The following is a 25444-nucleotide window of genomic DNA, read 5'->3' as shown; positions in this document are numbered from 1 at the left end:
GCGCGTCGCCACGCGCGCCGTTGCCGTTGCGTTGCCGCGGGCGCGATCGCACCCGCGTTTCCGTCAGTCCTTGCGATAGATCGCGCCGAGCTTGTCGATCTCGTCGCCGTCGCGGCCGGTGAAGCCGGCGATGTGCCAGCCGCTGGGCGCGGTGAGCGTGTAGGTCTCGGCGGTCGGCGTGCCGGCGCTGAGGCTGCGACCCTGGTTGGTGCGCAGGCTCAGCGAGAACAGCCGGGTGTGGCCGTTGTACTGGCCCACGCTCAGCGTGGCCGAGGTCAGCCGTTCGTTGCTGCCCAGGCGCAGCGTGACCGGATCGCCGCCGCTGCCGCCGTGGGCCAGGGTGCTGCCGTTGTCCAGGCCCAGCGCGATGCCGTCCAGGCGCGAGGCGCCACGCAGGGTCACGCTGGCGATGGTGCGTTGCTCGGCGCCCTTGGCGATGTCGTTGAACGGGGTGCCGTGCGGGCCGCCGAACTGGTCGCTGGTGCGCACGGTGGCACCGACCGCCCAGCCGAACTGCGCGGCCAGCGGGTAGTGGTCGGACAGCGGCTTGCCGTCGCTGTCGTAGAAGTTGCCGTCGTCGAGCTTGTAGCGGTTGGCGACCAGGGTCAGTTGCGGCGCGTCGCGGTACAGGATCTTGTCCACCACCTCGCACTCATTGGTCGGCGGGGTGCCGCACAGCAGCGGCGCCGCGCCGGCGGCCGGGGCGTTGCCCTTGACCAGCTCGACCCAGGTATCGGTCAGGCCGTTGGCGGCGATCAGCTCGCGGATGTTGTCGTCGGCGCGGGTGTAGCGGGTGTTGGAGTCCATCATCACCAGCACCGCGTTGCCGGCCGACCAGGTCTGGATGAACTGCGAGAGCTGGCTGATGTTGGCGCGCCGCGCGGCCAGGTCGGCGCTCTCGGTGCCGGCGTTGGGGTGCGCGTTGTACACGTCCAGCAGCACGCCGTCGTCCAGGCGCACGCGCATGTAGCTGAAGCCCTTGGGAGTGAGGCAGTCGGTGCCGTTGCACTTGTCCCACTTGACGCGGGTGAAGTCGTCGAAGCGGTAGTTGCTCAGCGTGTTGAGGCCGTCGCCGATCGCCGCGCCGCCACTGGTGGGGGTGCGGTAGGGATGGTTGTCGCCCGCGTACAGGGTGGCGTGGTAGTTGAAGTCTTCCTGCACGTTGATCAGGCCGTAGGGCGCCAGCTTCGGTGCGATCTGGGCGGTGTTGGCGGCCGGGTTGCTGCTGGAAATGCCCTGCGGCAGGCCGGCGACGTTGTAGGTGAGCACGTCGAGCACGCCGACGTCCGATTGCGCGTGGACCACGCCGGCGCAGGCCAGGCTCAATCCGATGCCGTAGCTCACGAGGGTGCGTAGATGCTGGATCATGAATCGCCTCTTTGCGGGTTGGGAGGAACAGCGGGTGGCGCGAGGGCCAGGGGACGGTGCCGGAAGCACCGATGCCGCCGCGCGACCGGCCGGGGCCGGCGCGCGTGGCGTCATGGGGTCAGGAACTGCGGGTCGATCGCGGCCTCGACCGCGGTCGCGAAAGCGGCCAGTGGGCAGTCGTACTCGCCATCGGCGCGGCTGCAGCGCGGGATGAACACCGCCGACGCCAGCGGCGGCGCCTGCACGGTCAGCGCACGGCGTTCGCGCAACTGCGCCAGGCTCTGCGCGGTGTAGCGCAGGCGGATCACCCGCTCGCCGTCGGCGCGGCGCCAGCGCTCGAACACCAGCGCGCCGCCGGGCACGGTCTGGTCGGGCTGGTAGCCGGGCAGTTGCCAGTGCAGGTCGAGCATGCCGGCGAGCAGGGTCAGGGTGCCGTCGTGGCCGGACAGCACCACTAGCCGCGCCGCGCCGCCGATCGGCGCGGCGTGCATGGCCTGGCCGCTGCCGTCCAGCAGCGTCGCCAGCAGCCGCGCCGCCAGCGGCGAGGCGGCCATGCGCGCCACCGCCGGTGCGCGCAGGCGCAGCGCGAACTCGGCCTGGTGCGGGGCGAAGGCGCGCAACAGGCTGGCCTCGTCGACGCCGCGCCAGCCCAGCGCGGCGAAGTCCTGGCCGTCGGCCCAGCCCATCAACAGGCTTTCGCTGAGGCCGGAGGCGGCCGCGGCCGGGCCTTCGATGCCGGGGATCGCCTCGCCGGCGTCGCCCAGCCGTGCCGGCACCGCATCCAGGCGCAATTTGCCGCTGCCGGCGTCGGCCGGGCAGGGCCGCTGCGCGCACTGCAGCAGTAGTTGCTGCAGGCTGTCGATGGCGTCGGCCTGCGCCGCGTTCCAGGCGGGTGCATCGCCGCCGATGCGGCCGGCGATGGCCGCGCGCATCTGCGCCACCGCGGCGGGATCGCGCAGGGCGGGCGCGCCGTCGAACAGCGGATCAGAGGCGCCGTCGGCGACGCTGTGCACCGGATTCGCGCAGCCCGGGGTCAGTGTGCTGGCCAGTGCCTGCGCCGAGGCAATGGTGCGCTGGGTGCGGTTGGCCCAGTAGTACGCGGCCGCGCAGCCGTCGCCGGCGAACAGCCCCAGCGGTGCGTAGCGGGCGCGGTAATAGGCGCCGAACAGCCGTTCCAGCGCCGCGCCGTTCGCGGTGAGATGCCCGGCGGGAACCGCGAAGCGTGGCCATGGGCGCGCCGAGTAGCGCTCCAGTTGCGCGGTGCTGGACATCGCCGCGCGCACGCCGTGGCGCTTGAGGATCAGCACTTTCTCCAGGGTGTCGGTCGCGGCCGCTTGCGCGCGTGCCGCGGTGCAGGCCAGCGGCGCGAGGGCGAACACGGCGAGGGCGGCGAGGTACGACAGCGGTGGCATCGGCAAGCTCCAGGCAGGGGCGGGGGCGCCGTGCGCGGCGGCGCACGGTGCGCTGGCTGCGGTCGCTGCCGTGCAGGCAGCGGCGCAGGCTTGCTGCCGCGCGCGGGCGGCAGCGCGGCGGATCAGAAACGCGCGCGCAGGCCCACCGACCAGGTGCGCCCGTAATCGGTGTAGCCGCCGAACAGGCGGTCGCCGACGTACTGGCGCTGCACGGCGCCGGTGAGGTTGATCGCGTTGACGAACAGCGACAGGGTGTCGTTGACCTTCCAGGCCACGTTCGCATCGAGGCTGCCGAACGTGTCGCTGTTGAGCGTGGCGACGTTGGCGGTGCCGACCGCGTTGACGATGTCGTCGCTCCAGCTGTAGCTCACCCGCGCCATCAGCGGGCCCTTCTCGTAGAACAGCACCGCGTTGTAGGTGTTCTTGGCCACGCCTTCGAGGCTGTCGGTGAAGCTGCGGCTGCCGTCGCGGTAGGTGGCCTCGCTGTCGGTCCAGGTGTAGTTGAGCTGCATGCCCAGCCCGTCCAGCGGCGCCGGCAGGCCGGCGAAGACCTGCTGGTAGGCCACTTCCACGCCCTTGACGCTGGCCTGGCTGCCGTTGGTCTTGGACGAGAGCAGGTAGGTCTGGCCCTGGTACTGCAGGTTCGACAGCTGGGTCTGGATGAAGCGGGAGATGTCCTTGTAGAACACGCCGCCGGTCAGCGCCGAGGTGCCGTCGATGTACCACTCGAAGGTCAGGTCGTACTGCCAGGCCTCGAATGGGCGCAGCGATGGATTGCCGCCGCTGGCGGTGAGGATTTCGCCGCTGGAATTGAAGGTGAGCTTGGACGACAGGTCGGTGAGGTCGGGGCGGGTGATGACCTTGGCCGCGGAGCTGCGCAGCACGATGTCCTCGCGCACGTCCCAGGCGGCGTTGAACGAGGGCAGTGCGTTGCTGTAGCTGCGCGCGAAATGCACCGGTTGCGCGCTGCCTTTGACGTCGGCGTGGCCGTCGGTGGTCTGCTCGGTGCGGACCAGGCGCACGCCGAGGTTGCCGCGCAGTTCGCGGCCGGCCAGTTCGCTGCCGAAGTCGGCCATCGCATAGGCCGAGCCGATCTTCTCCTTCACTTCGTAGGAGTTCTGCAGGTCGGCGCTGTTCGGCGTGTTGACCAGGTCCGCGGCGGTCGGCCAGGTGCCGAAGAAGGTCGATTCGATCGGCGCCAGCCACTGTCGCGGCAGGTTGCCGTGGGCGTCGGCGAGCATGTCGTCCACCGGCAGCGCGGTGAAGTTGCCGGCCGGGAAGCGCACGCCGGCGATGCTGGTCAGCAGCAGGTCGGCGCGATCGTAGGTGCGCGAGCGTTGCCGGTACTTGGCGCCGAACTTGAGGTCGCGGAAGAAGCCGTCGCCGAGCGCGCGCTTGGCGTCGAGCTGCAGCGCGTCTTCCTTGTCGCGCGCGTCGATCTCGCGCCACTCCAGGCGGCGCCCGGCCACGCTGGCCGGGTTGGTCGGGTCGAAGCCGTTGGTGAAGCGCCAGTCGGGCACGTCGTCGCCATCGGCCTGCGGCATGTCCACGCGCATCGACAAGGTGGTGCCGCTGCGCAGGCGCGTGCGCCGGATCGGATCGGAGTCGTAGCTGTGCGCCTGCGAGTGGAACGCCACCGCGCCCAGCGTCCACGCATCGCCGCTCCAGGTGCTGGACAGACGCGCGCTGCGGTTGTCGTCGGTGATGCCGGAAGTCTCGCGCGAGATCTGCACCTGGCCGTTGCGGTAATCGAAACCGGCAATGCCGTCGTGCGCCACGCGTAGGTTGCCGAGCTTGGCGAGGCTGTCGAAGCCGACGCCCAGGCTGTATTCGTCGTAGTGCACGGTCTGCCTGGCGTACAGCAGGTCCAGATTGGTTTCCCACGCCGCGCTCGGCTTCCATTGCAGGGAGGCGGCGATGCCGGTGCGTTCGCGCTGCTCCAGTTCCAGTGTCGGGCGCAGGCCGGTGGCCACGTAGTGGGCGCCCGGTACGCCCGGCACGCCGTTGCGGTAGTAGTCCCAACTCACTTCGTTGACCCGGTCCTGGCGCAGGCTGCGCTGCGCATAGGCGCCGGAGAGCAGCACGCCGAAGGTGCCGTCGGCGTTGACCCAGTTGAACAGGCCGGACACGCGCGGGTCGTTGGCGTGGGTGCGCTGCGCCTGGCTCGATTCCAGCGACACGTTGGTCAGGGGCTTGCCCAGTTCCAGCGGGCGGAAGGTGCGCACGTTGACGATGCCGCCGATCGCGCCTTCGTCCAGGTCGGCGGTGGGACTCTTGATCACCTCCAGGCCGGCGACCAGTTCCGCCGGCAGGGTGTCGTAGCGGAACTGGCGGCCGGTCTGGCCGGAGGTGCGCACGTTTTCGTTGACCGCCATGGTCTGGCCGTTGAGCGTGGTCACCTGGAAGTTGGGGCCCAGGCCGCGCACGCGCACGTACACGCCTTCGCCGCGGTCGCGCACGATCGACACGCCGGGCACGCGCTGCAGCGCTTCGGCCACGTTCTGCGCCGGCAGCTTGCCGATGTCCTCGGCAGCGATCACGTCGACCACGCTGTCGGCGTAGCGCTTCTCGCGCAGCGCGGCGCTGAGGCTGCCGGCGTAGCTGCCGAGTACCTGGATGCCGTCCAGTTGCTTGACCGGCGCGTCCGCGGGCGGTGCCGGCACCGGTGCTGGTGCGGCGGTCATCGCGGCCGGCGTGGTGCTGGCGGTTTCGGCCGGCGCGCTCGCGGCCTCGATGGTCACCGTGGTCGGGGTCAGGAAACGGTAGCGCAGGCCGGTGCCGTCGAGCAGTTGCTGCAGCGCCTGTTCCGGCGCCGCGCCGGCGCGGCTGCCGTGGGTCTGCGGATTGCCGGTGCTGCCGGCGGCGTAGACGAACTGCAGGCCGGTCTGCCGCGACAGGGCATTGAGTGCACGCGCCAGCGGCTGAGCGGGAATCGCATCGACCGCGACGGGGGCGGTCTGTGCGCCGGCGGCGCCGGCATGCAGGGCGAGGGCGATGGAAAGGAACAGGGTGCGGCGCATCGTCGAGGTCCAGTGGCAGCGGGGGTGGTGATGCGCGAGGCATCGCCGCGAGAGGGCGATTGCCTGCGCTGTCCCCGGACTACGAGGCGCGACGGCGACGATCGGGCACCGTTTTTTCGATGAATTTTCTGTGACACGTGCGCGGAGCGTGCGCTGGGTTCGCCGCGTGCGCGAAGAGTCGATCGCCCCCTTCATCAGCGCGAGCAGCGTTTGCGCCCATATTGGCTGGGTGTGCCGCGGCGGCGTGTTCTCGGGCAAGGCGCGTATGCGTACGCTGCGGCGCCGCGCAGCCGCCGCGCGTCGCGCGCTGTGCTGGCTGCAGCTACTGCCTGTGTGCCTGCGCCTGTGCGCGGCTGCGCACGTGGATGCCGTCGGCGCTGGTGCGTACCTGTAGGGTCGGCTGCGCATCGAGGAAGGCGCGCAATGCGGCGACATCGTCGCCGCGCAGGTTGCCGGTCAGCCGCATCGCGCCGGCGTCGGCGTCGTCGATCCGCAGGCGGGTGCGATTGAGCCGGTTGAAGTCCTCGGCGACGTTGACCAGCGGTTCGTCGCGGAAGACGATGCGCCGTTGCCACCAGGCATGCATCGCGGCGACGTCCTCGTTGCCCAGTTCGACCCGGCCATCGGCGGTGTCGATGCGTGCGCTCTGGCCGGCGCCGAGATCGGCCAGCATCGGCTGCTGCGGCCGGTCCTGGCGCCACACGTGCACGCGCCCGGACGAGACCTCGATGCGCGCCTGGTCCTGGTGCAGGGCGATGTCGAAGGTGGTGCCGATGTCCTCCACGCGCAGGCCGCCGGCCTGCACCTGCAGCGGGCGGCGGTCGGCGGCGACCACGAAGCTGGCCTGGCCCTGCAGCAACTGCAGCCTCCGGCTCCAGGGCGTCAGCGTGGCACGCACCTGGGTCTGTGCGTTGAGCCGCACCCTGCTGCCGTCGGCCAGTCGCACGCTGCGTTGTTCGCCGAGCGCGGTGCGGTAGGTCTGGCTGCTCGGCCAGGCCCAGCCGACCAGCACCGCCACCGCGCACACGGCGGCGGCCGCGGCCAGGCGCCAGCGCGGCGTGGGGCTGGCACGCTTGGCGCGCGCGGATGCAGCCGTCGCTGGCGCTGTCGCGCGCGGCGACAAGGGCAGGGCGATCACGTTGCCGGCCGCGGCGCCGTCGGCGGTGTCGTCGCTGGCCAGCAGGGCATCCACGTCCAGGTCCATGCCGCGCAGCGCCTCGCCGAGTTCGCCGGCCACGCGCTGCAGCGCCAGATACTCGCGCAGGTGCTGCGGCGAGGCGGTCAGCCAGTCCAGCAACTGCTGTTCCTGTTTCGCGTCCAAGGGGTGCATGCGCTGCAGCGCGTGCCAGTGTGCGGCATCGGCGGTGGCGCTGCGCGAGGGGAAGCCGCTGTCGTTCACCAGTGCTCTCCGCGGTCGGCGAGCGCGCGCCGGCACGCCGACAGGCCGCGCACCACGTGCTTCTTGACCATGTGCGGCGACACGCCCATGCGTTCGGCGATCTGCTTGTAGCTCAGCCCGTCGCGGTACTGCATCACCAGCACCGCGCGGGTGCGCGCGGGCAGGTCGGCGAGCAGGGCCTGCAGGTGCTGCTGGCGCTGCCGCCGCTGTGCGCTGTCTTCCACGTCGTCTCCCGCCGCCAGCAATTGCGAGAACTGCTCCATCTCCTCGATGCGCAGCGGCGCCTGGCGGCGCCGCGCGGCCTGTTCGCGCGCCAGGTTCTGCGCGACGGTGTACAGGTAGGCTTCCGGATTGGCGATGGCCTCGCCCTGCTGCCGATGCGCGCGCAGCAGCCGCAGATAGGTCTCCTGCACCATGTCCTCGGCATCCTCGCGCGCGCCGCGGCGCACGAAGAAGCCGCGCAGCACCGGGCCGTGTTCCGCGAACATGCGCGCCCATGCGCGTTTGGGGTGAGCCGCCACCGAGCCTGCCTTGTCCCTGGGGTGCGGCGCAGGCTAGAAGCTGCAGATGACGGTGCGGTGACGTGGGGGCGATGCGCGTGGAAGAAGGCGGCGCTGGCCACTTGCTATTGGAGTCGACTGTCATGCAGTCGCGAGGCACGAAGTGGTGTGCTTTCCGATGGCGCAATGCGTCGGGACTGAAGTCCCTCCCACAGTGCACCTGGCGGGTTCGCCGCAAGCCGATGTGGGAGCGACTTCGGTCGCGACGGGCTTTCCCGGCAAGGCCCGGTCGCGACCGAAGTCGCACCAACAGCGGCGTTGCGCGGGGGTGCCGGCGCTAGTGCGAATCACGCGCCACGGCGTCGCCGCTGCCGCCGACCAGGAAGTCCAGGTCCGCGCCCAGGTGCGCCTGCTGCACGTGCTCCACGTAGAGCTTGCTCCAGCCGCGGGTCGGGGCCGGCGGCGGGGTCCATTCGCTGCGCCGGCGCAGCAGTTCCTCGTCGCTGACCTCCAGGTGCAGGGCGCGGCCGGGGACGTCGAGTTCGATGATGTCGCCGTCGCGTACCAGCGCCAGGGTGCCGCCGGCGGCGGCCTCAGGCGAGGCGTGCAGCACCACGGTGCCGTAGGCGGTGCCGCTCATGCGCGCGTCGGAGATGCGCACCATGTCGGTGATGCCGGCGCGCAGCAGTTTCGGCGGCAGCGGCATGTTGCCGACCTCGGCCATGCCCGGGTAGCCGCGCGGGCCGCAGTGCTTGAGTACCATGATGCAGTCGGCGTCGATGTCCAGCGCCTCGTCGTCGATACGCGCCTTGAAGTCCTCGATGCTCTCGAACACCACCGCGCGCCCGCGATGCCGCAACAGGTGCGGCGAGGCGGCCGAGGGCTTGATCACCGCCCCGTCCGGCGCCAGGTTGCCGCGCAGCACGGCGATGCCGGCCTCCGCGCGCACCGGCGCATCCAGCGGATGGATCACCTCACGGTTCCAGCACGGCGCCTGCGCCACGTTCTCGCCGACGGTGCGGCCGTTGACGGTGCGCGCGTCCAGCGCCAGTTCGGCGCCGAGTTCGCGCATCACCGCCGGCAGCCCGCCGGCGTAGTAGAAGTCTTCCATCAGGTACTGTCCGGACGGTTTGAGGTTCACCAGGCACGGCAGCCGCGAGCCGAGCCGGTCCCAGTCGTCCAACTGCAGCGGCACGCCCACGCGGCCGGCCAGGGCCAGCAGATGCAGCACCGCATTGGTGGAGCCGCCGATCGCCGCATTGACCTTGATCGCGTTGGCGAAGGCATCGGCGGTCAGCACCTGCGACATGCGCAGGTCCTCTTCCACCATCTGCACGATGCGCCGTCCGCTGAGCCGCGCCAGCCGCGCGCGGCGCGCGTCCACCGCCGGGATCGCCGCGTTTTCCGGCAGCGACATGCCCAGCGCCTCGACCATGCTGGCCATGGTCGAGGCGGTGCCCATGGTCATGCAACTGCCCTTGGAGCGCTGCATGCAGGCTTCGGCCTCGACGAAATCGTCCTGGCTCAAGGTGCCGGCGCGAACCATCTCCGACATTTCGATCACGCCGGTGCCCGAGCCCAGCGGCTGCCCGCGCCAGTTGCCCGACAGCGACGGCCCGCCGGACACGCCGATGGTCGGCAGGTCGACGCTGGCCGCGCCCATCAGCAGCGCCGGGGTGGTCTTGTCGCAGCCCATCAGCAGCACCACGCCGTCCAGCGGATTGGCGCGGATCGATTCCTCCACGTCCATGCTGGCCAGGTTGCGGAACAGCATCGCGGTCGGGCGCATCTGCGTTTCGCCCAGCGACATCACCGGGAACTCCAGCGGAAACCCGCCGGCCTCGTACACGCCGCGCTTCACGTGCTCGGCCAGTTCGCGCAGGTGGCCGTTGCACGGGGTCAGCTCCGACCAGGTGTTGCAGATGCCGATCACCGGGCGGCCGTCAAACATGTCGTGCGGATGGCCGGCGCTCTTGAGCCAGCTGCGGTAGTAGAAGCCCTGCTTGCCTTCGCGCCCGAACCACGCCTGGCTGCGGCGCGGCGGTTTGCTGGGTGAGCCCATGTCGGCGGATTCCTCGTGTCCAGGTCGCCGGGATCCGCCTTGTGCGCAAGCCGCCCCCGGATGCTTTACGCCGGGGATGCTAGCGGGCATATTGATACGTGAAAAATAGCAAATATCTTCGAATGGATATTTGTTTTCATATATCGAAATCCTATCCACCTAGAGCGAAACGGCATGGACAACTCGGCAAGCGCGGCGCCTTCCTCCCTCGGCAACGCAACCTACGGCAGCCTGCGCGGGCGCCGCGTCTTCATCACCGGCGGCGGCTCCGGCATCGGCGCCGCGTTGGTCGAGGCCTTCGCCGCGCAGGGGGCGCAGGTGGCCTTCGTCGATGTCGCGGCCGAGGCCAGCGCCGCGCTGGCCGAGCGCCTGGCCGCGGCCGGCCTGACCGCGCCGTGGTGGCGCCGCTGCGACGTCACCGACGTGGCCGCGCTGCAGGCGGCGATCGGCGCGGCGGCGGCCGAATTGGGCGATTTCCACGTGCTGCTCAACAACGTCGGCAGCGACGACCGCCATGCGTTGGAGGCGGTGACCCCGGACTACTGGGAGCGCTGCGTGTCGATCAACCAGCGCGCAGCGTTCTTCGCCATCCAGGCGGTGGTGCCGGGCATGCAGCGGCTGGGCGGCGGTTCCATCGTCAACCTCGGCTCCACCGGCTGGCAGAGCAAGACCGGCGGCTACCCGGTGTACGCCACCGCCAAGTCCTCGGTGAACGGCCTGACCCGTGGCCTGGCGCGCGACCTGGGCGCGGCGCGGATCCGCATCAACGTGCTGACCCCGGGCTGGGTGATGACCGAGCGCCAGGTCACCCTGTGGCTGGACGAGGCCGGCGAACGCGAACTGGCGCGCAACCAGTGCCTGCCGGACAAGGTGATGCCGGAGGACATCGCGCGCATGGCGCTGTTCCTGGCCTCGGACGAGGCGCGCGCGATCACCGCGCAGGAGTTCGTGGTGGACGGCGGCTGGACCTGAAGCCGCGCAGGATGCCAGCTTCCCGCGTCGCGGCTGAAGCCGCTCCCACAAGAAGCTGCGCACCGGTACGGGTGGAGGCGGTGTGGGAGGGATTTCAGGCCCGACGCGATCGGCGGTCCTTGGCAGTGCGGGTGATTCCCGCGCATCGCGTCGCGGCTGAAGCCGCTCCCACAAAAACTGCGCGCCGGCACGGGCGGAGGCATTGTGGGAGGGACTTCAGTGCCGACGCGATCGGCTGTCCTTCGACAGTGGCAGGTGAGCCCCGCACTGCGCGTCGCGGCTGAAGCCGCTCCAACAAAAGCTGCGCGCCGGCATGGGCAGAGGCATTGTGGGAGGGACTTCAGTGCCGACGCGATCGGCTGCCCTTGGACAGTGGCAGGTGAGCCCCCCACTGCGCGTCGCGGCTTAATGTCGCTCCCACAAGAAGCCGCGCGGCGGTACGGGCGGAGGCTCTGTGGGAGGGACTTCAGTCCCGACGCGATTCACTGTCCGTGGGTAGCGACTGCGCTCCCCCTGCTGCGGCGACGCCGTAGACCGCGGCCGCGGCCTCCTGCAGCGCCTGCAGCACGATCCGCGCGCCCGGCGACAGCAGCCAGTCGCGGCGGGTGATCAGGCCGAAGGCGTCCATGCGGCAGGACAGCGCCACCGGCACGATCGCCACGCTGCCGTGGTCGGCGAAATGCCGGGCCACGTCCTCCGGCACCACCGCCAGCGCGTCGCCATGGCGCAACAGTTGCGGCAGCACCACCAGCGCCGAGGTCTCGATCACCCGCTTGGGCGCCTCCAGCCCGGCGTTCTGGAACATCAGTTCGAAACGGTGGCGCAGCACGCTGCCGTCCGGCGGCACGATCCACGGCGCCTCGGCCAGCACCGCCAGCGTCGGCGCCGGCGCCGCCAGCAGAGGATGGCCAGGGCGGGCGATGGCGCAGACCTTTTCCTCGGCCAGCGCCTGGTAGTGCAGGTGGCGCTTGTCGTGCCGCGCGAACAGCCGCGCCACCACGATGTCCAGCTTGTTCTGCGCCAGCTGCTCCAGCAGCACGTCGCTGCCGTCCACGCGCAGGCTCACCCGCAGCAGCGGATGCTGCGCGCCGACCTGGGCCAGGGCCGCCGGCAGCAGGCTCATCGCCGGGCCGGCGATCGCGCCGACGGCGACGCTGCCGGCATAGCCGGCCTTCAGCGCCTCGATCTCGGCGCCGGCCTCGCCGAGGCTGGCCAGAGCGATGCGCGCGTGGCGGATCATCGCCTCGCCGTACCAGGTCGCGCGCATGCCGCGCGGCAGGCGCTCGAACAGCGGCACCGCCAGCATGTCCTCCAGGTCCTTGAGCAGCTTGGACGCGGCCGGCTGCGACATGTTCAAGGTCTCGGCGGCGCGGTGGATGTTGCCTTCCTCCTCGATCGCCAGCAGCAGCATCAATTGCCGGGTCTTCAGGCGGGCGCGGACGAACCAGGGCGGGGCAGCGGGCATGGCGCTCAGAAAGATACGAATGTTCGTATACATTAAGCCAAAACAGATATTTGTTGCATATAGGTCGTCCGGCCAGAATAGGACGGGCGCATCGCGTTGCGCGTGTTCCGTGCCGCGCGCCGCGCGTCCGCATTCCGACAGGCGACCGATTCATGCGATTGATCCAGTTGCTCGATGACGCAGGCATTCCCGGCGTAGGCGTGGTGGAGGACGAGGGCCGCCAGGTGCGGCTGTTGCGCGAGGTGGCGTCGACCTACGCGCTGGCCAACGCCGCGCTGGCCGCCGGCAACCGCCTGGACGCCCAAGCGCAGCAGTTGCGCGGCGAGCGCGTGCTCGACTACGCCGCTCTGCTCGCCGCCGGCCGCGTGCTGCCGCCGCTGACCCATCCGGACCCGGCGCATTGCCGCGTCACCGGCACCGGCCTGACCCATCTGGGCAGCGCCGCCACCCGCGATGCCATGCACCAGAACCTGCAGCAGCAGGCGGCGCAGGGCACGCTCACCGATTCGATGAAGATCTTCCAGCTTGGCGTGGACGGCGGCATCCCGCGCGACGGCCAGCCCGGTGCGCAGCCGGAATGGTTCTACAAGGGCGACGGCAGCAGTCTGGTCGCGCCGGGCGCACCGCTGCCGTCGCCGGACTTCGCCCTGGACGGCGGCGAGGAGCCGGAACTGGTCGGGCTGTACGTGATCGGCGCCGACGGCGTGCCGTACCGGCTCGGCTTCGCGCTGGGCAACGAGTTCTCCGACCACGTCACCGAGCGCCAGAACTACCTGTACCTGGCCCATTCCAAGCTGCGCGCCTGCGCGGTCGGCCCGGAGCTGCGCTGCGGCGCGCTGCCGCGCGACCTGCGCGGCCACAGCCGCATCCGCCGCGGCGATGCGGTGATCTGGGAGAAGCCGTTCGTCACCGGCGAAGCCAACATGTGCCACTCGCTGGCCAATCTCGAATACCACCATTTCAAGTACGCCGCGCACCGCGTGCCCGGCGACGTGCACCTGCATTTCTTCGGCACCGCCACGTTGAGCTTCGCCGACGGCGTGCAGGCGCAGCCCGGCGACCGCTTCGAGATCGAACTGCCCGAGTTCGGCGCGGCGCTGGTCAATCCCTTGCAGCGCGTTGAGAGCGGATTCGCCCTGGGCGGCGTGCGCGCGCTGTAGAACCGCATGGAGGTAGGCATGACCCGACGTTTCCAGAGCTACATCGACGGCCGCTGGGTGGCCGGCGACGACCTCGCCCCCGACGAGAATCCGTCCGACCTGTCGGCCCCGGTCGGCGAAGCCGGCAGTGTCGACGCGGCCACGGTGCGCGAGGCGATCGCCGCGGCCAACGCGGCGCAGGCGGCGTGGGCCGCGAGCACCCCGCAGCAGCGCGCCGACGCGCTGGACGCGGTCGGCAGCGAGATCCTGGCGCGCAGGCAGGAACTGGGCACGCTGCTGGCTTCGGAAGAGGGCAAGACCCTGCCCGAGAGCATCGCCGAAGCGGCACGCGCCGGGCAGATCTTCAAATTCTTCGCCGGCGAGGCCCTGCGCATTCCCGGCGAGACGCTGGCCTCCACCCGGCCCGGGGTCAACGTCGAGATCACCCGCGAGCCGGTGGGCACGGTCGGCCTCATCGCGCCGTGGAATTTTCCGCTGGCGATCCCGGCGTGGAAGATCGCGCCGGCGCTGGCCTATGGCAACACCGTGGTGTTCAAGCCGGCGGAAAGCGTGCCCGGCTGCGCCTGGGCGCTGGCCGAAATCCTCAGCCGCGCCGGCCTGCCCAACGGCGCGTTCAACCTGGTGCTCGGCAGCGGCGGCACGGTCGGCCAGGCGCTGGTCGCCGAGCACGGCATCGATGCGCTGAGCTTCACCGGCTCGGTGCCGACCGGCACGCGCTTGCTGCGCCAGGCCGCCGAGCGCGGGCTGAAGATCCAGCTGGAGATGGGCGGCAAGAACCCGCTGGTGGTGCTGGCCGATGCCGACCTGGACCTGGCGGTGGAACTCGCGGTCAACGGCGCCTACTTCTCCACCGGCCAGCGCTGCACCGCGTCGAGCCGGCTGATCGTCGAGCGCGCGGTGCACGACGACTTCGTCACGCGGCTGCGCACGCGCCTGAGTGCGCTGAAGATCGGCCACGCGCTGGAGCCGGGCGTGGACATCGGCCCGGTCGCCAGCGCCAGCCAGTTCGAACAGGACCGCGACTACCTGCGCATCGCCCGCGAGGAAGGCGCCGAGCTGCTGTACGGCGGCGAGGCGCTGGAGTGCCCGCACCGCGGCTACTACCTGCGCCCGGCGCTGGTCGCGGCGCAGCCGCAGCACCGCATCGCCCGCGAGGAAGTGTTCGGCCCGGTCGCCGCGGTATTGGTGGCCGACGACTACGAACACGCGCTGGCCCTGGCCAACGACACCGAATTCGGCCTGTGCGCCGGCATCGCCACGCGCTCGCTCAAACACGCCACGCATTTCAAGCGGCATGCGCAGGCGGGCATGGTGATGGTCAATCTGCCCACCGCCGGCGTCGACCCGCATGTGCCGTTCGGCGGGCGCAAGGCGTCCAGCTACGGCCCGCGCGAGCAGGGCCGCTATGCGGTGGAGTTCTACACCACGGTCAAGACCGCCTATACGTCCGCGCCATGAACTGATCGAACCAGCGCACGCCGGCCTGGGAGGGTGGGTGGCGCGTCGTGGCCCCCGGGCCCGTCCGCTGCCAGCGTGCCATCAATGAGGAGGGGCTATGCAGAAGCAGCAGTCGGGAATGCGTGCGCTGGGAATCGCGGCGGTGCTGGGTGTGGTGCTGGCCGCCTGTTCCGGCGGCGGCAAGGAGGCGGGCAAGGCGCCCGGGCAACTGACCGTCGGCTTCAGCCAGGTCGGCGCCGAGAGCGAATGGCGCACCGCCAACACCGCCTCGATCAAGCAGGCCGTCGCCGATGCCGGCATGAAACTGAAGTTCTCCGATGCGCAGCAGAAGCAGGAGAACCAGATCAAGGCGCTGCGCTCGTTCATCGCCCAGCGCGTGGACGTGATCGCGTTTTCGCCGGTGGTGGAGTCGGGCTGGGAGACGGTGTTGCGCGAGGCCAAGGCCGCGCAGATCCCGGTGGTGCTCACCGACCGCGCGGTGAAGGTGTCCGACGACAGCCTGTACGTCACCCTGATCGGCTCGGATTTCGTCGAGGAAGGGCGCAAGGCGGCGCGCTGGCTGGTCGAGCGTTCGCCGCTGAAGGACGGCGACAAACCGGTGCGCATCGTCGAACTGCAGGGCACCGTCGGCTCGGCGCCGGCGCTCGACCGCATGCGCGGCTTCAAGGAGATCCTGGCGGCGCATCCGCGCTTCCAGATCGTGCGCTCGCAGAGCGGCGACTTCACCCGCGCCAAGGGCAAGGAAGTGATGGAAGCGTTCCTGAAATCGGAGGGACGCAACATCGACGTGCTCTATGCGCACAACGACGACATGGCGATCGGCGCGATCCAGGCGATCGAGGAAGCCGGGCTGCGGCCGGGTAAGGACATCCTGGTGATCTCGGTGGACGGGGTGAAGGGCGCGTTCGAGGCGATGCAGGCCGGCAAGCTCAACGTCACCGTCGAATGCAATCCGCTGCTCGGCCCGCAACTGGTGCAGGCCATTGGCGACCTCAAGGCCGGCAAGCCGCTGCCCAAGCGCATCGTGGTGGAGGAATCGGTGTACACCCAGGACCAGGCCGCGGCCGAATTGCCCAAGCGCAAGTACTGAGGGCGCGCGCATGCATCCGCCGGTACTGGAGGCACAGGGGCTGCGCAAGGCCTACGCCAGCGTGGCCGCGCTGGAGGACGTGGCGCTGCGCCTGCGCGGCGGCGAGATCCATGCGCTGATGGGCCAGAACGGCGCCGGCAAGTCGACCCTGATCAAGCTGCTGACCGGGGTGACGCCCGCCGACGCCGGGCGCATCGTGCTGGACGGTGCGGTCGTCGCGCCGGCGTCGCCACAGCAGGCGCAACGGCTCGGCATCAGCACCGTGTACCAGGAAGTGAACCTGTGCCCGAACCTGTCGGTGGCCGAGAACCTGTTCGCCGGCCGCTATCCGCTGCGCGGCTGGCCGCGGCGCATCGACTGGCGGCGGGTCGAGCGCGAGGCCGAGGCCGGCCTGCAGCGCCTGGGCATCGCCGTCGACGTGCGGCGCGCGCTGGGCAGCTATCCGGTGGCGGTGCAGCAGATGGTGGCGATCGCGCGCGCGGTCGGCGTGTCGGCGCGGGTGCTGATCCTCGACGAACCCACCTCCAGCCTCGACGAGGGCGAGGTGGCCGAGCTGTTCCGGGTGATGCGCGCGCTGCGCGAGGCCGGCATGGCGATCCTGTTCGTCACCCACTTCCTGGACCAGGTGTACGCGGTGGCCGACCGCATCAGCGTATTGCGCAACGGGCGCCTGGTCGGCGAATACACGCCCGACGCGTTGCCCGCGCCGCAACTGGTCGCGGCGATGGTCGGGCGCGCGCTCGACCCGGCCAGCGCCGCGGCCGCCACGGTGCGCGCAGCGGCGCCCGAGGACGCGGTGCCGCTGCTGCAGGCGCAGGGCCTGGGCCGGCGCGGCCAGTTGCAGCCGACCGACCTGCACGTGTGCCGCGGCCAGGTGCTGGGCCTGGCCGGCCTGCTCGGCGCCGGCCGCACCGAACTGGCGCGGCTGCTGTTCGGGCTGGACCGTGCCGACCGCGGTCGCGTCTTGATCGATGGGCGCGACGTGGCGTTGCGCGGCCCGCCCGATGCGATCGCCCACGGCCTGGCGCTGTGCCCGGAAGAGCGCAAGACCGAGGGCATCGTCGCCGCGCTGTCGGTGCGCGAGAACATCGTGCTGGCCCTGCAGGCGCGCCTGGGCCTGCGCCGTTTCCTGGCGCCGGCCGAGCAGGTGCGCATCGCGCAGGGCTATGTGGACGCGTTGGGCATCAAGACCGCCAGCGTGGAGACGCCGGTGGGGCTGCTGTCCGGCGGCAACCAGCAGAAGGTGGTGCTGGCGCGCTGGCTGGCGACGCGGCCGCGGCTGCTGATCCTCGACGAACCTACCCGCGGCATCGACATCGCCGCCAAGCAGGAGATCATGACCCGGATCCTGGCCCTGGCCCGCGAGGGCATGGCGGTGCTGTTCATCTCTGCCGAGGTCGCCGAGATCGCGCGCATTGCCGACCGCATCGCGGTGCTGCGCGAACGCCGCCTGGTCGGCGAGCTGCCCGGCGGCTGCGGCGAGCGCGCGATCTTCGACCTGATCGCCGGGAGCGCGGCATGAGCGCCGCCGCCACGCCGGACACGACTGTGCCGCGCTGGCCGGCGCGGCTGCGCGCGCACCCGCTGTTCTGGCCGCTGGCGACGCTGGCGGTGCTGCTGCTCGGCAACGGCCTGTTCGATCCCGGCTTCCTGAGCCTGCAATGGCGCGACGGCCACCTGTACGGCAGCCTGGTCGACATCGGCAACCGCGCCGCGCCGCTGGCGCTGGTGGCGATGGGCATGACCCTGGTGATCGCGGTGCGCGGCCTAGACATCTCGGTCGGTGCGGTGGTGGCGATCGCCGCCACGGTGGCGGCGTGGATGATCGGCGGCGGCGAGCACAGCCGTTTCCCGCTGTGGGCGGTGCTGCTGACGCCGCTGCTGGTGGCGGCGCTGTGCGGGCTGTGGAACGGGCTGCTGGTGGTCAAGGTCGGCATGCAGCCGATCATCGCCACGCTGATCCTGATGGTGGCCGGGCGCGGCATCGCGCAGCTGATCGGCGACGGGCAGATCCTGACCATCTACTACCCGCCTTACTTCTACCTCGGCAACGGCTTCCTGCTCGGCCTGCCGTTCGCCTTGTTCGTGGTCGCCGCGGTGTTCGTGGCATTGCAGCTGCTGCTGGGGCGCACCGCACTGGGCCTGTTCGTGCGCGCCATCGGCCACAATCCGCGTGCGGCGCGGCTCGCCGGCGTGCGCGCGCGGTTGATCGCGGTGCTGCTGTACGTGTTCTGCGCGTTCAGCGCCGGCCTGGCCGGGTTGCTGATCAGTTCCAACGTCAAGAGCGCCGACGCCAACAACGCCGGGCAGCTGATGGAACTGGACGCGATCCTCGCGGTCACCCTCGGCGGCACGCTGCTCGATGGCGGCCGCTTCAGCCTGGCCGGCAGCGTGATCGGCGCGCTGATCATCCAGACCCTGACCGCGACCATCTACGCCTTCGGCGTGCCGGCGCAGGTCACCATGCTGATCAAGGCGCTGCTGGTGTTCGCGGTGATGCTGCTGCAATCGCCGACCTTCCGCGCCAACCTGCGCGGCTGGATCCGGCGGCCGCCGCCGGAGGCGCGGCCATGAGCGCGACCGCGCCGCGTCTGGCCACGTCCGGCCTGCGCAAGGCCGCGGGCGTGCTGCAGGGCGCGCGCCTGCCGCTGGCGATCACGGTGGCGCTGTTCGTGGTCATGCTCGCTGCCGGCGGCGTGCTCTACGACGGCTTCCTGGCGCCGCAGGTGCTGGCCAATCTGCTGATCGACAACGCCTTCCTGTGCATCGCCGCGGTCGGCATGAGCCTGGTGATCCTCAGCGGCGGCATCGACCTGTCGGTGGGCGCGGTGCTGGCCTTCGCCACCGTGCTGTCTGCATCCTTGGTCGAGCGCCATGGCTGGTCGCCGCTGGCGGCGATCCCGCTGGTGCTGCTGCTCGGTAGCGTGTTCGGCGCCGGTATGGGCTTGCTGATCCAGCGCTACCGCCTGCAGCCGTTCGTGGTGACCCTGGCCGGCATGTTCCTGGCGCGCGGCGCCAGCTACTTGATCAGCGTCGATTCGATCCCGATCACCGACCCGCTGTACACCGCGATCGCGCAGTCGCGGCTGCCGCTGGGCGGCGGCGCGTCGCTGTCGGTCGGCGCGCTGATCGCGCTGGCGATGGTGGCGCTGGGCATGTGGCTGACCCAGTGCACCCGCTTCGGCCGCTGCGTGTACGCGCTCGGCGGCAGCGAGGCCTCGGCGCGGCTGATGGGCCTGCCGGTGGAGGCGACCCAGGTGCGCGTCTACGCCTTCAGCGGCTTCTGCTCGGCGCTGGCCGGGGTGGTATGCACGTTCTACATGCTGTCCGGCTACAGCCTGCACGCGCAGGGCCTGGAACTGGACGCCATCGCCGCGGTGGTGATCGGCGGCACCCTGCTCGCCGGCGGCAGCGGCTACGTGATCGGCACCCTGTTCGGCGTGCTGATCCTGGGCGCGATCCAGACCCTGATCGTGTTCGACGGCACGCTCAGCTCGTGGTGGACGCGCATCGTGATCGGTGGCCTGCTGCTGCTGTTCTGCCTGCTGCAACGGCTGCTGGCACGGCGCCTGCCGGAGGCGGCGATGGGCGATTGAGCGGCGCGGCGGCGTAGAATTCCGGTACGCAACGGGAGCGTCGACATGGTGAAGATCTGGGGCCGGCATAATTCGAGCAACGTGCGCAAGGTGCTGTGGTGCGCCGAGGAGATCGGCCTGGCCTATACCGCCATCGAGGTCGGCGGCGCGTTCGGCGGCAACGATGCACCGGCCTATCGCGCGCTCAATCCCAACGGCCTGGTGCCGGCGATCGAGGACGATGGCCTGGCGTTGTGGGAATCCAACGCCATCGTCCGCTACCTGGCCGCGCGCTACGCCCCGGGTACGCTGTACCCGCAGGACCCGGCGCTGCGCGCGCGCGGCGACAAGTGGATGGACTGGACCACCTCGTGCTTCGCCGGCGCCTTCCGCGACCTGTTCTGGGGCGTGCTGCGCACCGCGCCCGAGCAGCGCGACGCCGCCAGGATCGCCGCCGCGCTGGAGCAATCGGCCAAGCTGCTGCGCACCGCCGACGCCGCGCTGGCGCAGCAGCCCTGGCTGTCGGGCGAGCACTTCGCGATGGGCGACATCCCGCTCGGCAGCTTCGCCTATGCCTGGTTCGAGATGCCGATCGAACGCCCGGCGCTGCCGCACCTGCACGCCTGGTACCAGCGCCTGCAGCAGCGCCCGGCGTATCGCAAGGGCGTAATGACCGCGCTGACGTGAGGCGACCGGCATTGGCCCCACGCGTGGCAGAACCACCGCGACGACGTGCTCTTCGCTTCCGTAGGAGCGGCTTCAGCCGCGACAGGCTTCACCGACCGGCCCCGTCGCGGCTGAAGCCGCTCCTGCACGCTTCGATGCCATCGCTATAGCCGGCCGCCCGCCACCGCCGTGGTGTTTTCGTCGCCGGTCGCGCGACGCATCACCCAGTTGAACAGCGGCGTGGCCATCAGCGTGGAGACGATCGCCATCAGCACCAGGATCGAGAACAGGCCCTGTTCGATCACCCCGGCCTGCAGGCCGATGTTGATGATGATCAGCTCCATCAGGCCGCGCGCGTTCATCAGCGCGCCGATCGCCATCGCATCGCGGTTGTTTTCGCCGCTGATCCGCGCCGCGGCCCAGCAGGCGATGCCCTTGCCCAGGAACGAGGCCAGCAGGACCGCGCCGGCGGCCAGCAGGATCTGCGGGTCCAGCAGCACGCTCAGTTCGGTCTTGAGCCCGGAGAAGGTGAAGAACATCGGCAGCAGGAACACCACCACGAACGGTTGCAACTGCTCGCGCAGCTTTTCGGTCAGCGCGCCCTTGGGCAGGCAGGCGCCGAGCAGGAAGCCGCCGAACACCGCGTGGATGCCGATCGCGTCCATCGCCCAGGCGCTGGTGCAGAACAGCATCAGCACCACCGCCAGCACGCCGGCGCTCAGCGGCTGGTCGGGGCGCACGTGGGCGGCCAGGCGGCGCAGCCAGTGGCGGCCGACCAGCAGCATGAACAGCGCGTAGCCCACGCCGCCGCCGATCGCCAGATAGGCGCTGCCCCAGCTGCCGCCGAAGCTGGCCAGCACCACCGCGAGGATGCACCAGGCCGCGGCGTCGTCGACCGCGCCGGCGGTCAGCGCCAGGGTGCCCAACGGGCTGTCGGTGAGGCCGCGTTCGTGGATGATCCGCGCCAGCATCGGGAACGCGGTGATGGCGATGGCCGCGCCCAGGAACAGCGAGGCCTCCAGCAGCTTGGCCTTGGCCGAGAACAGCCCCGGTACGTGCAGCAGCCACGGCGCCAGCACCAACGCCAGCACGAACGGCACGGCGATGCCGGCCAGCGACACGCCCATCGCGCTGCGATAGCGCGTGCGGAAATGCTCGCCGCGGAAATCGGTGCCGACCAGGAACATGTACAGGCCCACGCCGAACTGCGCGGCCACGTACAGCATGTCCAGAGTCGGCTTGGGAAACAGCGCCTGCTGCAGGTCCGGCAGCAGCGCGCCGAACAGCGACGGGCCCAGCGCGACGCCGGCGATCATCTCCCCGACCACCTGCGGCTGGCCCACGCGTTTCGCCAGCAGGCCGACCAGGCGGCAGGCCAACAGGATCACCGCCGCCTGCAGGAAGAAGTACACCGACATCTGCGGGGTGGTCATGGGCGGCCGTCCTGGAAGTGTCGGCGGATGATAGGAGGCCGGCGCCGCGAAATCCATGCGGGCGCGGTGCCACGTGGTGAGGTGGGGCGCGTATGCGGTATGGTGCCTCGCGCGCGCATCGCGCATGCCCGGCACCTGTGCGGGCCGACACCGCAGGACGCACCAGGAGAGCGACGCGATGAGCAAGGGATGGACACGGCGGCAATGCCTGGGCGCCGCTGCCGCGGGCGCAGTGGGCGGCCTGCTGCCCGGGGCCGCCATCGCGGGCGCCGCCGCTGCCGATGCGAGCGATGCCGATGCGCTGTACCGGCGCGCGCTGGTGCTCGATGCCAACACCCTGGCCTCGATCGGGCAGATGGTCGATGGCCCGGATGTGCCGCAGCTGCTGCAGCAACTGCGCGATTCCGGCGTATCGGCGTTGAAGACCACGCTGGGCGGTGCGGCCGGCGACTTCGAGACCGCCGTGCAGGACATCGCCGCCGCGCAGGCGCTGGTCGAGCGCTATCCGCAGCACTTCCTCAAGGTGCTGCAGGCGGCCGACCTGCGTCGCGCCAAGCGCGACGGCCGCGTCGCCTTGATCTTTTCCTTCGAGTCGGCGGCGATGCTGGAGGACAAGCCCGCGCGCATCGACCTGTTCCGCCAGTTCGGGGTGCGGGTCATGCAACTGACCTACAACCGCACCACGCCGTTCGGCGTGGGCTGCCTGGATGGCGACGCGGGCGGCGTCACCGCGCTCGGCCGCGAGGCGATCGCGCGCATGAACCGGCTCGGGGTGGCGCTGGACCTGAGCCACTGCAACCAGCAGACCACCCGCGACGGCATCGCCCTGTCGCAGCGCCCGCCGGTCATCACCCATGCCGGCTGCGCGGCGGTGTTCGCGCATCCGCGCAACAAGCAGGACGCCGAGCTGCGCGCGCTGGCCGACAAGGGCGGGGTGGTGGGCATCTACATGCTGCCGTTCCTGACCGAGGACAGCCGCCAGCCGCAGCTGGCCGACTACATGCATCACATGCAGCACGCGCTGGATGTGTGCGGCGAGGACCATGTCGGCATCGGGACCGACTCGTTTTTCTTCCCGATCACCGAGCAGGACCGGCGCGCGTTCGAGGCCGACCTGGTGCAGCGCCGCCGCGACGGCATCGGTGCCCCGGGCGAGAACCGTCTGCCCTATCTGCCCGACGCCAACACCCCGCGCAAGCTCGAACGCGTCGCCGACGCGCTGCTGCGCCAGGGCTACAGCGCACGGGTGGCCGAGAAGGTGCTGGGGGCGAATTTCGAGCGGGTGTTCGCGCAGATCTGGGCCGACTGACGCTGCCCGATGGCGCGGCTGACGGCCGTGTCGGGGGCCGGCACGCTGTCGTTCCACGCAACGCCTCCGACCGTTCCAGCGGCGTTGCGGCACATCCATTGACCTCGACCTGACACGGGCGCAGACTTCCCGCCCTCATTCGCACCCATCGTCACGCCGCCATGCCGTATGCACCGCTGCTGATATTGCCCAACGCCCTGCGCGTCAGCGCAGGCCGGGTGCGCCTGCCTGAAGGAGTGGTCGACGCCGTGCGCTAACGCCGGCCATCGCCGATCCGCCGCAGACAAGCACCCGATGGGTGCTTTTTTATTGCCTGTTTTTCGCTGTTCCACCGTTCCGACACGCCAAGGAGAACGTGCCATGCACTACGCCGCCGAACCCGAAACCTAGCCGCATGCCCGCCTCGCCAACCGGGGCATGCGGCTTCCCCCGTGTTGGCAATTGCGGAACCCATCCCATGAACACGCACACCCTTTCCCGCTGGCGCAATCTCGGCATCATCGCCCACATCGACGCCGGCAAGACCACCCTCACCGAACGCCTGTTGTGGGCTGCCGGCGCGATCCATCGTCTCGGCGAAGTCCACGACGGCGCCGCCACCACCGACTTCTCGGACATCGAACGCGCGCGCGGCATCAGCATCGGCGCGGCCGCGGTGCAGGTGCAGTGGGCGCAGGCCGGGCAGCCGGCGCATCGCCTGACCCTGATCGACACGCCCGGACACATCGATTTCGCGATCGAGGTGGAGCGCTCGCTGCGCGTGCTCGATGGCGCCGTCGCGGTGTTCTCCGCGGTCGACGGCGTGCAGCCGCAGTCGGAAACCGTGTGGCGGCAGGCGCGCCGCCACGGCGTGCCGATGCTCGCGTTCGTCAACAAGATGGACCGCGCGGGCGCGTCGTTCGACGGCGTGCTGGCGCAGTTGCGCAGCAAGCTCGACGCGACGGTCTGGGCGGTCGGCGTGCCGCTGCCCGGCGACTCCGGCTTCGACGGCTGGAGCGACCTGGTCGGCGGCCGCGTGTTGACCTGGGACGCCGACGGGCAACTGCACACGCGCGCCTGGCAGGCCGACGAAGCGGCCGCGTTCGCGGACGCGCGCGAGCAGTTGATCGCCGCGGTGGCCGACCACGACGACGCGCTGGCGCAGGCCTATCTCGAGGAGCGTGCGATCGACGTCGAGCTGCTGCGCGCCGCCTTGCGCCGGGCCACCCTGGCCGGCGCCGGCGTGCCGGTGCTGGCCGGCTCGGCGTTCAAGCGCAAGGGCATCGAGCCGTTGCTGGACGCGATCGTCGACTGGCTGCCGTCGCCGCTGGACCGCCCGCCGGTCGCCGCCCGCGCCGATGCGGACACCGACGCCGATGCCGAGGACGGACACACGACGTTGCTGGCGCCGGATCCATCCGGTCCGTTGGCGGCGCTGGTGTTCAAGTTCGCGCATACCGCGCAGGGGCCGCTGGCGTTCGTGCGCGTGTATTCGGGCACCTTGCGCGTCGGCGACACGGTGTGGACGTCGCATGCGCGGCGTCCGCGCCGGGTCGGCCGGCTGGCGGTGGTGCAGGCGCAGCGCACTCGCGACGTGGCGCAGGCCGAGGCCGGCGAGATCGTCGCCGTGCTCGGCTGGAAGGACGCGGTCAGCGGCGAGACGCTCAGCGGCGTGCAGGCGCGGTGGGTGCTGGAACGCATCCGCACGCAGCCGCCGGTGTTGGCATGGCGGCTTGGCGCGGCCAACGCGGCCGAACTGGTGCGGCTGGGCCAGGGCCTGGCGCGGCTGGTGCAGGAGGATCCGTCCTTCCGCGTCGACAGCGATCCGGAGACCGGCGAAGCGGTGATCTGGGGCATGGGCGAGCTGCACCTGGAGGTGATGGTGGAGCGGTTGCGCAGCGAGTGGCAGGTGGACGTGCGCACCGGTGCGCCGCGCGTGGCCTACCAGGAAACGCCGCGTGCGGCTGCGCTGGGCGTGGCCGTTCGGCTGTCCAAGCAGAACGGCGGCCAGGGCCAGTTCGCGCAGGTGGTGCTGGATGTGCTGCCGCGCGCGGACGGCGCGGTGACCTTCGCCGACCGCAGCCGCGGCGGCGTGGTGCCGAAGGCCTTCGTCGCCGCCACCGAGAAGGGTGTGCGGGCGGCGCTGGCGCAAGGCCCGCTCGGCCATCCGGTGGTCGGCGTGGAGGTGGTGCTGGTCGATGGCCAGGCGCATGCGGTGGATTCGTCGGACCTGGCGTTCCAGCGCGCGGCCTCCGAGGCGGTGAAGGCGGCGCTGGCGCAGGCCGGCACGCTGCTGCTGGAGCCGGTGATGGCGGTGGCGATCGAGGCGCCGGCGAGCAGCGTCGGCGACGTGCTCGGCGATCTGCAGCGGCGCGGAGGACGCGTCCTGGCGATCGAAGAGCGCGGATCCCGTGCCGAGGTCATCGCGCAGGCGCCGTTGGCGCAGCTGCAGGCCTATGCCACCGCGTTGCGGTCGCTGACCCAGGGACGGGCATCGGCGAGCATGACCTTCGACGGCTATGCGCCGGTCAAGGCCGCGTGAGCCGGATCGCCGTCCGGTAATGCACTAGGAGAAC

18 protein-coding genes are annotated in these 25444 nt (G+C 70.9%); 10 read left to right on the top strand and 8 right to left on the bottom strand.

Annotation, left to right across the window (positions count from 1 at the left end):
* Positions 1-63 precede the first annotated feature (63 nt).
* The 6 genes from NKJ47_RS15590 to NKJ47_RS15565 form a co-directional block, all read right to left on the bottom strand.
* Positions 64-1368 (bottom strand): jacalin-like lectin, encoded by a 1305-nt coding sequence (locus NKJ47_RS15590; protein WP_254458743.1) that lies wholly within the window; start codon positions 1366-1368, stop codon positions 64-66.
* Positions 1369-1478: 110 nt separating this feature from the next.
* Positions 1479-2780 (bottom strand): histidine-type phosphatase, encoded by a 1302-nt coding sequence (locus NKJ47_RS15585; RefSeq protein WP_254458742.1) that lies wholly within the window; start codon positions 2778-2780, stop codon positions 1479-1481.
* Positions 2781-2902: 122 nt separating this feature from the next.
* The gene (locus NKJ47_RS15580; RefSeq protein ID WP_254458741.1) at positions 2903-5800 is read right to left on the bottom strand and encodes a TonB-dependent receptor; all 2898 of its coding nucleotides are present in this window, start codon (positions 5798-5800) and stop codon (positions 2903-2905) included.
* A gap of 322 nt (positions 5801-6122) precedes the next feature.
* Positions 6123-7199, bottom strand: a complete 1077-nt coding sequence (locus NKJ47_RS15575; protein WP_429002444.1) for a FecR family protein — start codon at positions 7197-7199, stop codon at positions 6123-6125.
* Complete coding sequence (locus NKJ47_RS15570) at positions 7196-7720, bottom strand: RNA polymerase sigma factor (RefSeq protein ID WP_254458740.1); 525 nt, start codon at positions 7718-7720, stop codon at positions 7196-7198. The genes NKJ47_RS15575 and NKJ47_RS15570 overlap by 4 nt, the downstream gene beginning before the upstream one ends.
* Positions 7721-8036: 316 nt before the next feature.
* Positions 8037-9761, bottom strand: a complete 1725-nt coding sequence (locus tag NKJ47_RS15565; protein WP_254458739.1) for an IlvD/Edd family dehydratase — start codon at positions 9759-9761, stop codon at positions 8037-8039.
* A gap of 174 nt (positions 9762-9935) precedes the next feature.
* Here NKJ47_RS15565 and NKJ47_RS15560 point away from each other — a divergent pair, with 174 nt between their 5' ends.
* A complete protein-coding gene (locus NKJ47_RS15560; protein WP_254458738.1) occupies positions 9936-10733 on the top strand; it encodes an SDR family NAD(P)-dependent oxidoreductase in 798 nt (265 codons plus the stop codon).
* 466 nt (positions 10734-11199) lie between these two features.
* Here NKJ47_RS15560 and NKJ47_RS15555 read toward each other — a convergent pair whose 3' ends face one another.
* A complete protein-coding gene (locus NKJ47_RS15555) occupies positions 11200-12198 on the bottom strand; it encodes a LysR substrate-binding domain-containing protein (RefSeq protein WP_254458737.1) in 999 nt (332 codons plus the stop codon).
* A 152-nt stretch (positions 12199-12350) separates the two neighbouring features.
* On the opposite strand from NKJ47_RS15555, the gene araD1 reads away from it, so the two are divergent.
* The 7 genes from araD1 (at position 12351) to NKJ47_RS15520 (ending at position 20168) form a co-directional block, all read left to right on the top strand.
* On the top strand, positions 12351-13358 hold the full coding sequence (gene araD1, locus NKJ47_RS15550) for an AraD1 family protein (RefSeq protein WP_254458736.1): 1008 nt from the start codon (positions 12351-12353) through the stop codon (positions 13356-13358).
* A gap of 18 nt (positions 13359-13376) precedes the next feature.
* Positions 13377-14816, top strand: coding sequence for an aldehyde dehydrogenase family protein (locus NKJ47_RS15545; protein WP_254458735.1), 1440 nt, complete (start codon positions 13377-13379; stop codon positions 14814-14816).
* A gap of 97 nt (positions 14817-14913) precedes the next feature.
* On the top strand, positions 14914-15906 hold the full coding sequence (locus NKJ47_RS15540; RefSeq protein WP_254458734.1) for an ABC transporter substrate-binding protein: 993 nt from the start codon (positions 14914-14916) through the stop codon (positions 15904-15906).
* A gap of 10 nt (positions 15907-15916) precedes the next feature.
* Positions 15917-17428 carry a sugar ABC transporter ATP-binding protein gene (locus tag NKJ47_RS15535; protein WP_254458733.1) on the top strand — a complete coding sequence of 504 codons (1512 nt, stop codon included), beginning with the start codon at positions 15917-15919 and terminating at the stop codon, positions 17426-17428.
* Entirely contained in the window at positions 17425-18480 is a 1056-nt protein-coding gene (locus tag NKJ47_RS15530) for an ABC transporter permease (RefSeq protein ID WP_254458732.1), read from the top strand. Before NKJ47_RS15535 ends, NKJ47_RS15530 begins: the two co-directional genes overlap by 4 nt.
* Entirely contained in the window at positions 18477-19502 is a 1026-nt protein-coding gene (yjfF, locus tag NKJ47_RS15525; protein WP_254458731.1) for a galactofuranose ABC transporter, permease protein YjfF, read from the top strand. Before NKJ47_RS15530 ends, yjfF begins: the two co-directional genes overlap by 4 nt.
* A 45-nt stretch (positions 19503-19547) precedes the next feature.
* Complete coding sequence (locus NKJ47_RS15520; RefSeq protein ID WP_254458730.1) at positions 19548-20168, top strand: glutathione S-transferase family protein; 621 nt, start codon at positions 19548-19550, stop codon at positions 20166-20168.
* Positions 20169-20311: 143 nt separating this feature from the next.
* Here NKJ47_RS15520 and NKJ47_RS15515 read toward each other — a convergent pair whose 3' ends face one another.
* Positions 20312-21580 (bottom strand): cation:proton antiporter, encoded by a 1269-nt coding sequence (locus NKJ47_RS15515; protein ID WP_254458729.1) that lies wholly within the window; start codon positions 21578-21580, stop codon positions 20312-20314.
* A 178-nt stretch (positions 21581-21758) separates the two neighbouring features.
* Here NKJ47_RS15515 and NKJ47_RS15510 point away from each other — a divergent pair, with 178 nt between their 5' ends.
* Both NKJ47_RS15510 and fusA read left to right on the top strand, forming a co-directional pair.
* On the top strand, positions 21759-22889 hold the full coding sequence (locus tag NKJ47_RS15510; RefSeq protein WP_254458728.1) for a dipeptidase: 1131 nt from the start codon (positions 21759-21761) through the stop codon (positions 22887-22889).
* A gap of 457 nt (positions 22890-23346) precedes the next feature.
* Positions 23347-25410, top strand: coding sequence for an elongation factor G (fusA, locus tag NKJ47_RS15505; protein WP_254458727.1), 2064 nt, complete (start codon positions 23347-23349; stop codon positions 25408-25410).
* The last annotated feature ends 34 nt before the right edge of the window (positions 25411-25444 follow it).

It is taken from the genome of Xanthomonas sacchari, from assembly GCF_024266585.1.
GTDB lineage: Bacteria > Pseudomonadota > Gammaproteobacteria > Xanthomonadales > Xanthomonadaceae > Xanthomonas_A > Xanthomonas_A sacchari_C.
The sequence above is the reverse complement of the archived record's forward strand: the minus strand, read 5'-3'. Positions and strand labels throughout refer to the sequence as shown.

Excerpts from the sequence above, each read along its gene's own strand:
- NKJ47_RS15510 (WP_254458728.1), top strand. The coding sequence starts at position 21,759 with ATGAGCAAGGGATGGACACGGCGGCAATGCCTGGGCGCCGCTGCCGCG.
- yjfF (WP_254458731.1), top strand. The coding sequence starts at position 18,477 with ATGAGCGCGACCGCGCCGCGTCTGGCCACGTCCGGCCTGCGCAAGGCC.
- araD1 (WP_254458736.1), top strand. The coding sequence starts at position 12,351 with ATGCGATTGATCCAGTTGCTCGATGACGCAGGCATTCCCGGCGTAGGC.
- NKJ47_RS15530 (WP_254458732.1), top strand. The coding sequence starts at position 17,425 with ATGAGCGCCGCCGCCACGCCGGACACGACTGTGCCGCGCTGGCCGGCG.
- NKJ47_RS15540 (WP_254458734.1), top strand. The coding sequence starts at position 14,914 with ATGCAGAAGCAGCAGTCGGGAATGCGTGCGCTGGGAATCGCGGCGGTG.
- NKJ47_RS15555 (WP_254458737.1), bottom strand. The coding sequence starts at position 12,198 with ATGCCCGCTGCCCCGCCCTGGTTCGTCCGCGCCCGCCTGAAGACCCGG.
- NKJ47_RS15560 (WP_254458738.1), top strand. The coding sequence starts at position 9,936 with ATGGACAACTCGGCAAGCGCGGCGCCTTCCTCCCTCGGCAACGCAACC.
- NKJ47_RS15535 (WP_254458733.1), top strand. The coding sequence starts at position 15,917 with ATGCATCCGCCGGTACTGGAGGCACAGGGGCTGCGCAAGGCCTACGCC.
- NKJ47_RS15580 (WP_254458741.1), bottom strand. The coding sequence starts at position 5,800 with ATGCGCCGCACCCTGTTCCTTTCCATCGCCCTCGCCCTGCATGCCGGC.
- NKJ47_RS15515 (WP_254458729.1), bottom strand. The coding sequence starts at position 21,580 with ATGACCACCCCGCAGATGTCGGTGTACTTCTTCCTGCAGGCGGCGGTG.
- NKJ47_RS15585 (WP_254458742.1), bottom strand. The coding sequence starts at position 2,780 with ATGCCACCGCTGTCGTACCTCGCCGCCCTCGCCGTGTTCGCCCTCGCG.
- NKJ47_RS15565 (WP_254458739.1), bottom strand. The coding sequence starts at position 9,761 with ATGGGCTCACCCAGCAAACCGCCGCGCCGCAGCCAGGCGTGGTTCGGG.
- NKJ47_RS15545 (WP_254458735.1), top strand. The coding sequence starts at position 13,377 with ATGACCCGACGTTTCCAGAGCTACATCGACGGCCGCTGGGTGGCCGGC.
- NKJ47_RS15590 (WP_254458743.1), bottom strand. The coding sequence starts at position 1,368 with ATGATCCAGCATCTACGCACCCTCGTGAGCTACGGCATCGGATTGAGC.
- fusA (WP_254458727.1), top strand. The coding sequence starts at position 23,347 with ATGAACACGCACACCCTTTCCCGCTGGCGCAATCTCGGCATCATCGCC.
- NKJ47_RS15520 (WP_254458730.1), top strand. The coding sequence starts at position 19,548 with ATGGTGAAGATCTGGGGCCGGCATAATTCGAGCAACGTGCGCAAGGTG.